At 69.4% G+C, this 13,368-nt stretch carries 11 protein-coding genes; 3 read left to right on the forward strand and 8 right to left on the reverse strand.

The window, feature by feature from the left end; all coding sequences use genetic code 11:
- Nucleotides 1-15: 15 nt before the first annotated feature.
- From NX784_RS21155 to NX784_RS21165, 3 genes are read left to right on the forward strand one after another with little or no spacing between them, the layout of a single operon-like run.
- Nucleotides 16-870 (forward strand): ABC transporter ATP-binding protein, encoded by an 855-nt coding sequence (locus NX784_RS21155; RefSeq protein WP_258818675.1) that lies wholly within the window; start codon nucleotides 16-18, stop codon nucleotides 868-870.
- On the forward strand, nucleotides 867-2,687 hold the full coding sequence (locus NX784_RS21160) for an ABC transporter permease (RefSeq protein ID WP_258818676.1): 1,821 nt from the start codon (nucleotides 867-869) through the stop codon (nucleotides 2,685-2,687). The genes NX784_RS21155 and NX784_RS21160 overlap by 4 nt, the downstream gene beginning before the upstream one ends.
- Nucleotides 2,684-4,588, forward strand: coding sequence for an ABC transporter permease subunit (locus tag NX784_RS21165; protein WP_258818677.1), 1,905 nt, complete (start codon nucleotides 2,684-2,686; stop codon nucleotides 4,586-4,588). Before NX784_RS21160 ends, NX784_RS21165 begins: the two co-directional genes overlap by 4 nt.
- A gap of 15 nt (nucleotides 4,589-4,603) precedes the next feature.
- On the opposite strand, the gene aqpZ is transcribed toward NX784_RS21165, so the two are convergent.
- From aqpZ to NX784_RS21205, 8 genes are all read right to left on the reverse strand, one after another.
- Nucleotides 4,604-5,332 carry an aquaporin Z gene (gene aqpZ, locus NX784_RS21170; RefSeq protein WP_258818678.1) on the reverse strand — a complete coding sequence of 243 codons (729 nt, stop codon included), beginning with the start codon at nucleotides 5,330-5,332 and terminating at the stop codon, nucleotides 4,604-4,606.
- Nucleotides 5,333-5,506: 174 nt separating this feature from the next.
- On the reverse strand, nucleotides 5,507-7,741 hold the full coding sequence (locus NX784_RS21175) for an NADP-dependent isocitrate dehydrogenase (protein ID WP_258818679.1): 2,235 nt from the start codon (nucleotides 7,739-7,741) through the stop codon (nucleotides 5,507-5,509).
- 264 nt (nucleotides 7,742-8,005) lie between these two features.
- On the reverse strand, nucleotides 8,006-8,797 hold the full coding sequence (locus tag NX784_RS21180) for a LytR/AlgR family response regulator transcription factor (RefSeq protein WP_258818715.1): 792 nt from the start codon (nucleotides 8,795-8,797) through the stop codon (nucleotides 8,006-8,008).
- Nucleotides 8,798-8,826: 29 nt separating this feature from the next.
- Entirely contained in the window at nucleotides 8,827-9,939 is a 1,113-nt protein-coding gene (locus tag NX784_RS21185; RefSeq protein WP_258818680.1) for a sensor histidine kinase, read from the reverse strand.
- Between the two features lie 7 nt (nucleotides 9,940-9,946).
- A complete protein-coding gene (locus NX784_RS21190) occupies nucleotides 9,947-11,446 on the reverse strand; it encodes a carotenoid oxygenase family protein (RefSeq protein WP_258818681.1) in 1,500 nt (499 codons plus the stop codon).
- A gap of 8 nt (nucleotides 11,447-11,454) precedes the next feature.
- Complete coding sequence (locus NX784_RS21195; RefSeq protein WP_258818682.1) at nucleotides 11,455-11,865, reverse strand: DUF2141 domain-containing protein; 411 nt, start codon at nucleotides 11,863-11,865, stop codon at nucleotides 11,455-11,457.
- A 151-nt stretch (nucleotides 11,866-12,016) separates the two neighbouring features.
- Complete coding sequence (locus NX784_RS21200; RefSeq protein ID WP_258818683.1) at nucleotides 12,017-12,514, reverse strand: GFA family protein; 498 nt, start codon at nucleotides 12,512-12,514, stop codon at nucleotides 12,017-12,019.
- A 4-nt stretch (nucleotides 12,515-12,518) separates the two neighbouring features.
- The gene (locus tag NX784_RS21205; RefSeq protein ID WP_258818684.1) at nucleotides 12,519-13,271 is read right to left on the reverse strand and encodes an ArsR/SmtB family transcription factor; all 753 of its coding nucleotides are present in this window, start codon (nucleotides 13,269-13,271) and stop codon (nucleotides 12,519-12,521) included.
- Nucleotides 13,272-13,368: the final 97 nt, after the last annotated feature.

The raw sequence follows: 13,368 nt of genomic DNA on the forward strand, positions 1-13,368 counted from the left end.
CGACAACTGCCCGCCATGACTTGTCTGCTGCGCCTGCACGACGTTACCCACCGCTTCGGCAAGGTCCTCGCGCTGGACGGGCTCAGCCTGTCCGTGCCGGAGGGTGCCATCTACGGCTTCCTCGGCCGCAATGGCGCGGGCAAGACCACGACGCTGCGCGTGCTGATGGGCCTTACGCCGCCCGACGCGGGGCGTATCGAATTGTTCGGCGAGGAGATCCGCGCCGTGCCCGTGCGCCTGAAGCGACACATCGGGTTCGTGCCGCAGGAACCGCATTTCTATCCGTGGATGACGGCCGTCCAGCTGGGCCGCTTCGTCGGCGATTTCTACCCGACCTGGGACGACGCCGAATACCGGCGCCTGCTGCGCCGCCTCGACATCCCGACGGACCGCAAGGCCTCGGCCATGTCGGGCGGGACGCGCACCAAGCTGTCGCTGGCGCTGGCGTTCGCGCCGCGTCCCCCCTTGCTGCTGCTGGACGAGCCGACGACGGGCCTCGACCCGGTCGCGCGGCGCGAATTCAACGACCAGCTGATCGAGCTGCAGCGCGAGCAGGGCACGACCGTGATGTTTTCCTCGCACCTGGTCGGCGAGGTCGAGCAGGTGGCGCACGCGGTCGGCATCATCCAGGCGGGCAGCGCACGGTTCGAAGGCACGGTCGACAGCCTGCGCGCGCAGGTGCGGCGCGTCGTCGGCCTGGACGAGGCGACGGAAGCATCGTGGCTCGAGCGCGTGCGCGGCGACGTGTTCCGGGCCGACGAGGCGGCGTGGCGCGCCAACGTGCTGCCGCCGGGCGCCGTCGCCGAGCGGCTCGGCCTGGAAGACATCTTCCTCGCGTTCGCGCGCACGGACGAGGTGCGTGCGACGTGAGGGCGCTGTTGCGCAAGGAGTGGATCGAACACCGCCTGTTCCTCCTCGGGCTCTATCTCGGCGGCGCCGTCGTGCTGTTCATGGCCTGGATCGTGGCGCGTGACGGCGTCACGCCGTTGCGCGCCTGGAGCACGCTGGTCGCAGCGTACGGGGCGTTGATGTCCGTCCTGCTGGCCAACCGCCTCGTGATGCGCGAATACGGCGCCGGCACCCAGCTTTTCCTCGAAGCGCTGCCGGTCGGCCGCGGCACGGTGCTGGCGACGAAATGGCTGGCCGGGTGGGGCGCGCTGCTGTCGTTCTTCGCGCCCGCGTTCGGGCTGGTGCTGTGGGGCGCGCGCGAGCACGTGTACCTGGGTGGTGGCCTGCCGGGCGCGATCGCGCTGCGCAGCGGCGTGTTCCTGCTGTTCGTGTACACGGGGGCGTTCGCCGTCGCGCTCACCTTGCGCCTGCGTTTCGTCGTGTGGGGCGTCCTGTTCTTCGGTGTCGCCCTGTTCGACCAGCAGGCGCAGATGCCGCTGCGCACATGGCCACCGTTCGCCCTCGTCCAGCTCGACATGGTGGTGGTGCCGCACGTGCCCTGGCGCGCGCTGGCGATCACCGGGACGCTGACCGCCGCGCTGGCCGCCGTGGCGCTGCTGCTGGCGCTCGCGGCGCGCGGCGCGTTGCCCGTCGTGCTGGCGCGGCCCCTGTCGGCGCGCGCACGCACGCTGGTGGCGTTCGTGCTCGTCGGGTCGGCCGGCCTGTCGACGCTGGTCGAACACCGTGCGGCGGCGCCGCCGTTCCGGCTGCAGCAGGCCGTGTCCAGCCGCGGCGAGACCGCGGTGCACGTCGGCTGGCAGGGGACCGTCGCCGGCGTGCCGGCGGCGCAACTGGCCGAACGCCTCGCGTCCGACCTGTCTGCCTTGCGGACCTGGCTGGGACTGGCCCCGCTGGCCCAGCTGTCCCTCGTGCCCGACGCATGGCGCGAACCCGACGAGATCACGTTCGAACACGGCGGCGCGCACCACCTCGTGATCCGCGCCGCACTGGGCGCCCCGGACCTGTCCCTGCCGCAGCTGCAGGAAGTGGCCCGTGGAGCGCACATCGTCGACCAGTCGCCCGTGCAGGGCTGGCGCGAGGACCGCAGCTGGCTCGTGTGGGGCTTCGCGAGCTGGTGGGGCTCGGAGCAGGACGGCGCACGCCGCGTGCTGCTGCAGCGCCGTGCCGCCGCCGCGGCCCGGCTGCTGGCGGCGCGCGGCATGGACGTCCGCACGGCGCTGGCCGTGCCCGACGCGATGGACGAGCAGCTGGGCGATTGCCTCGCCGTCGCCCTGTCCTGGCGCGCCGTGCAGACGCTGCGCGACCGGCTCGGCCCCGAACGCTTCCGCAGCCTGATGCGCGCGGCACTGTCCGGGCCCGGCGCCGACGACGCGCGCGCGCTCATCGAGACGCGTGCCACGGCCCGGCTGCTCGACGAGGCCGGCGTGCCCCTGTCCGACCTGGCCCGCGCCGTCGACGCGGCTCTGGCGCCGCTGCCTGCCGGGCCTGCGCCCGCCGCACTGCGGGTCGACGCCGTGCCGCAGGCGGGCGCGCTGGCCGCGCTGCGCTACCGCGTCGCGGGTTCCGCGCCGGCGGGCCTGGCCGTACGCTACGCCGTGCTGCGCCCGATGATGGGCACCATCGATTCGGCGACCACCTCGTGGGCCGGCGCGGCGCCGGACGGCGTGCTGCCGATGACGTTCGCCGCCGGCACCCGTGTCTTCGTGACGGCCGACGCCCCCGATCCGGCACTGGGCTGCCGCTACCGCTTGGGCGCCGTGCGCGCGGAGGTACCATGAAACGCGTCCTGATCGCCAAGGAATGGATCGGCATGCGGCCGTTCGTGTGGCTGCTGGCCGGCCTCGCGCTCGTCTCGCTGGCCGACATCGCCACGGGCACGCTGTATGCCCTGCATCGCGAGCACACGCTGTACGAAGGCAGGCACTGGGCGGCCGACGCGCTGCTGGTGCTGCTGCTGGCGTTCACGCTCGGCGCCAGCCTGATCGCGCGCGAACTCGAGGACAGCACGCTGGCTTTCCTGGACGGCCTGCCGCTGCGCCGGCGCGACGTGTTCCTCGCGAAGCTGGCCGTGGCCGGAGGTTGCCTGTCCGTGTTCGCGCTCGTCGAACCCGTGGCCGGATGGCTGCTGCACGTGGCATTGCGCCATTCCGTCGCGGAGGCCGTGACGGCGGGGACGCTGGGTGCGCTCGCGTTGCGCAACGTCGTGCTGGTGGGCGCCGGGCTTGCTCTCGGCCTGCTGTGCGGCTTCGTGCGCAATCTGGCGTGGGCATTGTTCGCGATGGCGTTCGCGCTTGTCGTGATGCTGCGCAGCGCGTGGCCGCGCGTCGCCGCGGCCATCGATCCGACGGGGCTCGTCGCGGACGGCTGGGCCACGCACGGTTTCGGCGGCGAGGCGGCGTGGACGGTGCTGGCCCTGACCTTGGCCTGTCTCGCGCTCGCGTATGCGTTGTTCGCGTACGCCGGCGGGGCCGCGCTGGCGCGCCTCGCCCGGTTCGCGGCGCGTCGCGGCGTCGTGCCCGTCGCGTATGCCTGCGCGATCGTGCTGCTGGCCATCGCCGCGTCCACGCAGCGCGACGCGTCGAAGGGGGGCACCGGCACGGGACCTGGCGCCGCGGCGGTCCCCACGCACGCGCCCACGCGCGCGGGGGCGCGCAGCGGCGCGCACAAGGTCGCCACCGCGCACTACGTCTTCAACGTACCGGCCGGCATGGACGTCACGGACGCCGACCTGAAGGCGGCCGACGGGGCATTCGACACCGCGTGCAAGGCGCTGGGGCTGACCGTGCGTGGCATGGAGCGCATCGACGTCGACCTGTCGGGCAGCGTGGCCAACACGGACGGGCTGGCCGCGCACGACCGCATCCGCGTCAACGTTCATCCCGGCTGGGAAAACACGCTCGTCCACGAGACCGTGCACGCGCTCGCCGACCGCGTCGTCGGCCAGGCGCACCGGCAAGAGCTCGACCGGATGCGAGTGTTCAACGAAGGTCTGGCGCGCTGGGCGGAACCGACGCGGCGCGCATCGGCGCAGTGGCGTGGCGAGGAGGAGCTGGCCGTGGCGACCGTGTTCCGGCGGCGCCAGCTGAACCAGGACAATCTGCTCGACGGCGACGCCCTGGCGCGCGACTTCGATTGGGAACTCGTGTATCCGCTCGGCGCCCGGCTGGTCGAGGCACTCGTTGCGCGCTACGGCGACGACGCGCCCATGCGCGTGCTGGCGGTGATCGCCGGTTCCGCGTTCCCGCGCGACCTGAAGGGCTACGAGCTGTATCGCAGCGCGTTCCAGCTGGCCGGATTCGACATCAACCTCGTGCTCAACGACTATGCACTGGCGCTGCGCCGTCTCGACGCCAGGTACGGACAGGCCATCGACGCGCTGCCGCGGCCGCGCGGCCTGCTCGTGCGCGATGGCGGACGCGCCGGCATCGCCGTGCAGTTCGACCGCCCGGCCGGCCAGGCACCGTCGTTGCGGGTACGGTTCCGGCCCCGCGACGACAGCGCGATGCACGAACTGGTCGTCGTCGACAGGTTCGACGTACGCGCCGGCCGCCCGGTCGCATGGGCACCCGCGGACCAGGTCGTGGACGGCAAGCTGTGCTACCAGGTCGGCGTGGCGACGGGCTACGCCGTCATGTACGAGCCGTGGAGCTGCCTGCCGCTGCGTGACGCCGCCCGCTGAGCCGTTGCCGGCGCCTTAGTTGCGGGTCGGGCGGCCCGTCACCGCGGGCTCCGTCACGTCGCGGTCCAGCAGGCCGCGGTACAGCCAGCCCGCCAGCAGGCCGCCGACGATCGGCGCGATCCAGAACAGCCACAATTGCGCGAGCGCCCAGCCGCCGACGAACAGCGCCGGGCCCGTGCTGCGGGCCGGATTCACCGACGTGTTGGTGACGGGGATGCTGACCAGGTGGACGAGCGTCAGCGCGAGGCCGATCGCGAGGCCGGCGAAGCCCACGGGCGCGCGGGTGTGCGTGGCGCCGAGGATGATCAGCACGAACATGAACGTCATGACCAGTTCCGTCACGACGGCCGATGTCAGCGAATAATTGCCTGGCGAGTGTTCGCCGTAGCCGTTCGAGGCGAAGCCGCCCGCGAGGTCGAAGCCGGGCTTGCCGCTGGCGATCAGGTACAGCACGCCCGCCGCCGCGATGGCGCCCAGCACCTGCACGACCACGTACGGGACGATGTCGCGGGCAGGGAAGCGGCCGCCGGCCCACAGCCCGACGGTGACGGCCGGGTTGAAGTGGCCGCCCGAGATCGGGCCCAGCGCATACGCGCCCGTGAGGACGGTCAGGCCGAAGGCCAGCGACACGCCGGCGAGGCCGATGCCGACGCCGGGGAACGCGGCGGCCAGCACGGCGCTGCCGCAGCCGCCCAGCACGAGCCAGAAAGTGCCGATGAATTCGGCGATGCATTTACGGTACATGGTGTTCTCCTGTCGCAGGCGCATGCAAACGACGTTGAATTTGCGGAAACGTCAATATTGCATAACTGTATATCTTTTTCAATATTATGTTGATCATATAGGCGCAAAAAAACCCGGTCCGCTTGCGCGGTACCGGGTTATGCGAAGGATGGCGCCGTGGGGCGCCGTCCCCAATCAGGCGCCGACGCTGGCCAGTGCCTGGTTGAAGGTGGCGCTCGGACGCATCACGGCCTTGACCTTGGCGTTGTCCGGCTTGTAGTAGCCGCCGATGTCGGCCGGGCGGCCCTGGATCTCGAGCAGTTCCGACACGATCTTCTGCTCGTTCTCGGCCAGTTGCTTGGCGAGCGGCGCGAAGTAGGCGGCCAGTTCGGCGTCTTCCGTTTGCGCGGCCAGTTCCTGGGCCCAGTACATCGACAGGTAGAACTGGCTGCCGCGGTTGTCGAGTTCACCGGTCTTCGGCGACGGCGACTTGCGGTTGTCCAGCAGCTTGCCGGTGGCGGCGTCCAGCGTCCTGGCCAGCAGCTTGGCTTTCGCGTTGCCGGTCTTGAGGCCGAGGTCTTCGAAGCTCACGGCCAGCGCGAGGAATTCGCCCAGCGAGTCCCAGCGCAGGTGGTTTTCCTCGGTCAGCTGCTGCACGTGCTTCGGTGCCGAACCGCCGGCGCCCGTCTCGTACATGCCGCCGCCGGCCATCAGCGGGACGATCGACAGCATCTTGGCGCTGGTGCCCAGTTCCAGGATCGGGAACAGGTCGGTCAGGTAGTCGCGCAGGATGTTGCCGGTCACGGAGATGGTGTCCAGGCCGCGCCATGCGCGCTCCAGGCTGAAGCGCATCGCGCGCACCTGCGACATGATCTGGATGTCCAGGCCCATCGTGTCGTGATCCTTCAGGTACGTCTTGACCTTCTTGATCAGTTCATTCTCGTGCGGACGGTACGGGTCGAGCCAGAACACGGCCGGCATGCCCGAGTTGCGCGCGCGCGTGACGGCCAGCTTGACCCAGTCGCGGATCGGCGCGTCCTTCACCTGGCACATGCGCCAGATGTCGCCCTTCTCGACGTTCTGCGACAGCAGCACTTCACCCGTCGCCAGGTCGGTGATGTTGGCGACGCCGTCATGCTGCACTTCGAAGGTCTTGTCGTGCGAGCCGTATTCCTCGGCCTGCTGGGCCATCAGGCCGACGTTCGGGACGGTGCCCATCGTGCGCGGGTCGAAGGCGCCATGCCATTTGCAGAAGTTGATGATCTCCTGGTAGATGCGGGCGAACGTCGATTCCGGGATCACGGCCTTGACTTCCTTCAGGCGGCCGTCGGCGCCGTACATCTTGCCGCCGGCGCGGATCATTGCCGGCATCGATGCGTCGACGATCACGTCGTTCGGCGAGTGGAAGTTGGTGATGCCCTTGGCCGAGTCGACCATCGCCAGCGCCGGGCGGTGTTCCTGGCAGGCGTGGATGTCGCGGATGATTTCTTCGCGCTGCGAATCCGGCAGCTTGGCGATCTTGTTGTACAGGTCGGCCATGCCGTTGTTGACGTTCACGCCGAGGCTGTCCAGCAGGGCGCCGTGCTTCTCGAACGCTTCCTTGTAGAAGGTGCGGACGCAGTGGCCGAACACGATCGGGTGCGACACCTTCATCATCGTCGCCTTCACGTGCAGCGAGAACATCACGCCGGTCTTGTGCGCGTCTTCGATCTGCTGTTCGTAGAACTCGAGCAGGGCCTTGCGGCTCATGAACATCGAGTCGATGATCTCGCCTTCCAGCAGGGAGACCTTCGGCTTCAGGACGATCGTCTCGCCGCTCTTCGTGACCAGTTCCATCTTGACGTCGCGCGCGCGGTCGAGCGTCATCGACTTTTCGCCGTGGTAGAAGTCGCCGTGCGTCATGTGCGACACGTGCGTGCGCGACGCCTGCGACCATTCGCCCATCGAGTGCGGGTTCTTGCGTGCGTATTCCTTGACGGCCTTCGGCGCGCGGCGGTCCGAGTTACCTTCGCGCAGCACCGGGTTCACTGCGGAACCGATGCACTTGCCGTAGCGGGCCTTGATCTCTTTGTCCTTGTCCGATTGCGGATCGGCCGGGTAGTCGGGGATGGCGTAGCCCTTGCCCTGCAGTTCCTTGATGGCCGCTTGCAGTTGGCCCACCGAGGCCGAGATGTTCGGCAGCTTGATGATGTTCGCGTCCGGCTGCAGCGTCTTCTGGCCGAGTTCCGACAGGGCGTCCGGCACGCGCTGGTCCGCCGACAGGTACTCGGGGAAGAGGGCGAGGATACGCGCCGCGACGGAGATGTCGCTCTCTTCGATGTGGATGCCGGCAGGTTTGGCAAACGTCTCGACGACAGGCAGGAAGGCGTGGGTGGCCAGCAGGGGCGCCTCGTCGGTTAGGGTGTAGATGATGGTCTGATCACTGCTCATACGCTTGTTCCTCGATGTGCGGGAAGGTTTCGAATACTAGTACTAAAAAAACATCGGCTGTCCAGGCCACTGTGCCAGCGCGGTGAACAGATCGGGGGATCATACTCCGTCAAACGTCGATCCGGCAGCCTCGAACATGTGTTGCCACAAGACTAAGTCTTATATAAGACATAGGACAGCCGCTATTATTGCACGACCTTGGCGGATCGGATAGTGGTAAACCCTTCCGCAATGCGGAACGGGTGACGCGGCGCAGCGTGGGCGCTACATCTGGCGGAACAGGTCGGCGTAGTTGCGGCTGACGACGAGCTGCTCGGCGCGGCCCTTCAATGTGACCAGCAGGCGGCCGCGGAAATCCGTGCGCGTGCCGGCCACGTGGCGCGCCGCGACGATCACGCTGCGGTGGATCTGCCAGAACTGCTGCGCGTCGAGCTGTTCGCGCAGCTGGCGCATCGGCGTGCGGATCAGATGCTCGCCGTCGGCGACGAACACGCTCGTGTACTTGTCGTTGCTCTGGAAGTAGATGACTTCGTCGATGGCGATCAGCCGCGTCTCCTGGCCTTGCGCAGCGCGGATCCATTGCAGCGGCGCGGCAGCGGCAGGGGCGGGCGCGGCGGGCGGTGCGGATGCGACGCCCAGCTGGCGCAGCAGGCCGGCCAGCAGGTCCGCGGACGGGGCCGCCGGCGCCGGCGCGGCCAGCGTTTCCTTCAGGCGCTCGACCGTGCGCTGCAGCCGCTCCAGCCGGATGGGCTTCAGCAGATAGTCGAAGGCGGCGTGCTCGAACGCCTGCAGCGCGTACGCCTCGTGCGCCGTCGTGAACACGACCCGCGGCGCGCGCGCGTCGTCCGCCAGCCGGGCCGCGAGGTCGAGGCCGTTCAGGCCGGGCATCTGGATGTCGAGGAACACGACGTCGGGCGCCAGCTCGTCGACGAGGCGCAGCGCCTCGATGCCGTTGCCGGCGCGGCCCACGATGTGCAGGTCCGGCCACGCGAGCGCCAGTTGTTCCTCGAGGTAGGCCAGCAAATGCGGTTCGTCGTCGGCAAGCAGGGCGCGGATGGGTTCGATGGCGGCACCTCGAAATGAAATTAGATCGGCAGGATCAGGCGCGATGTCACGCCCCCGTCTTGATTTTCGAGCAATTGTACTTGAGCACTATTTCCATGCAAGGTGCGCAGCCGCTCGCGCAGGTTCGACAATCCGACGCCGCCGCCCGGCCGCGGCGCCGCCGGCACGAGGCCGGCGCCGTCGTCGAGCACTTCCACGCACAGGCCCGCGTCCGTGCGACGCGCGCGCACGACGACGGTGCCGCCTTCGACTTTCGGCTCGATGCCGTGCATCACGGCGTTCTCGACGAGCGGCTGGATCAGCATCGGCGCGATGACGGCGTCGCGGCACGACGGCTCGACGTCGATGCAAAAGCGCAGCCGCGCGCCCATGCGTACCGTCAGCAGGTCGAGATAGGCGCGTGCGAGGTCGACCTCGGCGCCCAGCGTCGCGTGTTCCGCGCGGCTGGCCGACAGGCTCGCGCGCAGGAAATCGATCAGGCGCTCCAGCATGTGGCGGGCCCGGTCGGGGTCGGGGCCGATCAGGCTCACGACGTTGGCCAGCGTGTTGTACAGGAAGTGCGGCTCGATCTGGGCCTGCAGGGTGCGCAGCTGCGCTTCGGCCAGCAGGCGCGCGGCTTCCGCCACTTGCTCCTGCTGGCGCGCGGCATCGAGCTCGCGCGCGATGCGGCGCTCGCCGGCCGCCAGCACGGCCGCCATCAGCAGCGCGACGACGCCTGCGACCGACAGGTAGCGGGCCAGCACGCCCGTGTGCAGCAGCGCGTCGAACGTGCCGCTCCCGCCCTGCACGGCGTCCGTGATGACCAGGCCGAGGAGTGCGCAGCATCCCGTCAGCAGCAACCGGGCGGCGCGCATGGCCGGGCCGTTGCGGCCCGGCGCGATGCGGCTCAGGACGTGCATCATGCCGTGGATGAGGAAGCCGATGGTGTTCGAGGCCACCAGCATCTCCACCAGCAGCCACCCGAACGGCTTGCCGCTCCCGGACAGGTAGAGGATGCAGGCCAGCACGACGCCGACGATGGCGTCCCAGATGAGCGTGAAGCCGATGTCGCGCTGCGGCGATCTGGGCCAGCGCCGGAACGGCGGAAAGATTTCCAGCGGGTGTAGCGAGGGTCTGTCGGTAGCGTGCGGCATGATGTCCTTACGATTGAGCAGCCAAGAAATTACCATGGAAACAATGCGGTGTGCGATAGGGCAGCCGCGCCAGCGCGACGGGACCCGCGTGCACGCGCGCGGCGTCGAACACCGTGAGCGCACTCGTGTTGGTCGTCGTGTCCTGCGCGACGCCGACGAGCCAGCCGTCCGTCTCGCGGCGCGCGCCCCGGCGCGGCACGAGCACGTGTTCTTCCGCGCGCCAGCCCGCGCCGAAGCGCCAGCTGTCCGCGCGGCCCGTGTCCGTGTCGACGACGTTCACGGTGTCCAGCGCGAGCGCCGTGTTGCGCGCATCGCTGGAGAGGACGGCGAGCCGGCCGTGGCGCCGGGCGACGACGTTTGGCATCACGCGGGGGAACTCGGCGCCGTCGAGCAATCGCGTCGTGCGCACGCGGCCCGTGGCGTGGTCGAGGGTGATGCGCGTGGCCGCATGCGCGGACGGGCGGTTCGCTTCGCGCTCGCCTTCCATCACGCGGCTCGTCGCGGCCAGCATGTCGCCGTCGTGCAGCACGAGGTCGAAGTGGGTGACGGCGCCGCCGGCGTCGTCCCACGCATTCCCGAAGTGGAAGACCATATGCGGCGGCAGTTCGTAGACGCGGCGGATCGTCAAGGTGTCCTTCGCGACGACGACGACGCGCGCGCCGCGCGTGCTGCCTGCCCACACGTGACGCTCGGCCAGGCTCAGGTCCGCGTCCAGGGACACGTCGTACGGCGGGACGACGAAGATCAGGTGACGCGCGCTGACGGCGAAATCGTGCAACAGCGCCAGTTGCGGTATCTCGGCGACACCCGCCTGCAGCACGTCGCCGTGTACGCCGATACGGTACAGCGCAACCTTGTCGCCGCCGGGCAGGGCGCCGAAATTCCACAGGGTGCCGTCCGGCTCGATCTTCGGATGCGCGGAAAACGGCATCGCGGCGAGGTCGTCGCGCCACGTGTGGATGCCGACGGTGGCGAGCGTGTCCGGATCGATCTCCGTCGCGGACCCGCCTTCCCACAGCGCGTATAAACGATCGTTGAACGGCAGCAGGTTCGTGTTCGCCGTGTTCAGGCTGTCGTTGTCGCGGAAGCCCTTGCGGGCGATGTTCGTGCCGAACGCGGGATACAGGAATTGGCCAGCCGCCGACTCGTCGAGGAATTTGCGGGTCTCCACGAAGCGGCCCTGGTGCGCCACGGTGCCGGCGCCAATGCGCCAAGCCTGGGCGTAGCCGTCGCCGTCGAACCAGTGGTGGTAGCGCTCGCCGCCCAGTTCGAAGCGGCCCGGCCCGTTGCGGAAGAACGTGCCTTGCAGCTCGGCCGGCATGCGGCCTTCGACGACGGCCAACCCGTGCTGGTTGCCTTCCAGGTTCGCGTACACGCCAAGCTCCGGATCGCGGGCGAGGGCGGCGTGGAAGCGTTCATACGTCGTGTGCGCGTCGGCGCGGGCGAAGCCGGTGGCGCCGAGGGCGGCGAGGCCGATGCCCGCTTTGAGGAAATGGCGGCGTTGCATGGCGGACCTCAGCGCAGCGAGACTGTGGTGTCCAGACCGGCGGCCGGCACGGCCACCTTGACGGCGTCGAACGCCGGCGGCCCCATGCGGCCCTGCGCGTCATTGCTGAAGGCGATCGGCTCGGTCGGAATGCCCAGCAGGTTGCGGTCCATGCGGCCGTTGTCGTTGGCGTCGTGGTAGACGGCGAAGCCATATTCTCCCGGCACGACGTCGTGGAAGACGAGCGTCGTGCCGGCCTTGTCCGCCCGGGCCTCGGCCGCGCGGGCCGGGCGCTTGAGGAAGGCGTCCGCATTGTCGTACAGGGCGACCCGCACCTGGCCCTGGTCGGACTTCACGTTGGCGACGTGGATGACGAGGTCGGCCGCGTGCGCGACGAACGGGGCGGCGACGGCCAGCGTGAGGAGGGCGGTGCGGATCATGATGGGCTCCAGTGTGGGTGTCGATGGGCACACTGTAGCCACGCGCGGCCCGGCGATGCGGGCGATGCGACGACCTGCAGCCTGGCGGCGCGAAATGCGGTGGCGCGGCGCGAAATGACGAAGGACTGCGGCGGAAGAACTGCGGCGACGGTCAGCGCCCGAACAGCATCGCGACCCGGGCCGCGACCAGCGTGCCGATGAAGCGCAGCGGATAGCCGCGGTACGTGGGCACGTCGTCCGGCAGCTCGCCCGGGCCGCGCTTGCCCGTGCAGACGCGCATGTCGAGCGGGGCCTGGTCCGCGCCGAAGCGGCGCCGGCACATCGACACCCAATGCTTGCCGTCGTCGAAGTCGACGTACATCGGCGTGTTGCAGCAGGTGGCCACGACGCGGTTCGTCGCGGACCCGTCGCGCAGCTTGAACGGGCGCAGGTGCTCGCGCCCGGCCACGCAGTGCACCCGGTCCTTGCGGTAGACCTGGTACGCGGTGCCGCCGTCGGCTTCACGCACGGATGTCGCACCGGGCAGGGCCTCGATGCGGCGCCAGCCTTCCGCGCAATCCTTGCAATAGCAGACGGCGGTGGCGAGCGGTGCGCCGCTGGCGCGGACCTCGACGGTGCCGCACGCGCACCGGGCGGTGGTGGTATTCATGGCGTCACCCGAACTTCAGCGCGGTGCCCGTCTCGAGCAGGGATTTCAGGCTCGCCGCGATCATGGCCCACGCTTCCTTCAGGCCGTCATGGCCGGCCGGCAGATCGTAGTGCGAGATCGTCAGCTTGACGAGGTCGCCGACGGGCGCGATCTCGTGCACGACGCGCGAGGCCTTCACATCCGGGCCCATCCACGCGGCCTGGTACGTGAGCTCCAGCCGGCGGGCGGGGATGGCGTCGAGCACCGTGCCGAAGACGAGCGCACGGCCGTCCTCGGCGCGGTATTCGTACGGGTCGCCCGCGCGCAAGGTGCTGTGGAAGGCGGCGCCCTTGAACATGTATTGGCGGCTCGCGTCGGGGCTGGTCAGCGCGTCCCAGACCTGCCCGGGCGTGGCGCGGATGAACGTCTCCAGCATGAAAGAGGGCTTCGTGTCGTTGCTCATGTGCGTGTTCCTTTCGAGTCCGGTCTTCAGGTCGAGCATGGCGCGCGCCAGCGGCTGCTGCGTCAGCGGCTCCAGCCAGCGGTCGACGAGCTGCTGGAGCGGCGCCCCGTTCAGGTAGTGGTATTTGAAACGCCCCGCCTTGTGCGTGAGGATGAGGCCTGCCGCTTCCAGCACCTTCAAGTGCTTCATCACGCCGAAGCGGGTGAGGCCCGTCGCGGCTTCCAGTTCCGTCAACGTCTGGCCGTCGCGGGCCCGCAGCCGGTCGAGGAGCAAGCGGCGGGTCTCGTCGCTCAGGGCTTTGAAAATGGCGTCCATGCGCGAACTATATGTGACTTAAAGGTCACGTGTCAACATGGTCACGTATTGAGCCAAAGAAAACGGCAGGAACCGCGCAAGCGTGTTCCTGCCGTGG

Source organism: Massilia pinisoli, assembly GCF_024753285.1.
In the GTDB taxonomy this organism is placed as follows: domain Bacteria; phylum Pseudomonadota; class Gammaproteobacteria; order Burkholderiales; family Burkholderiaceae_D; genus Telluria; species Telluria pinisoli.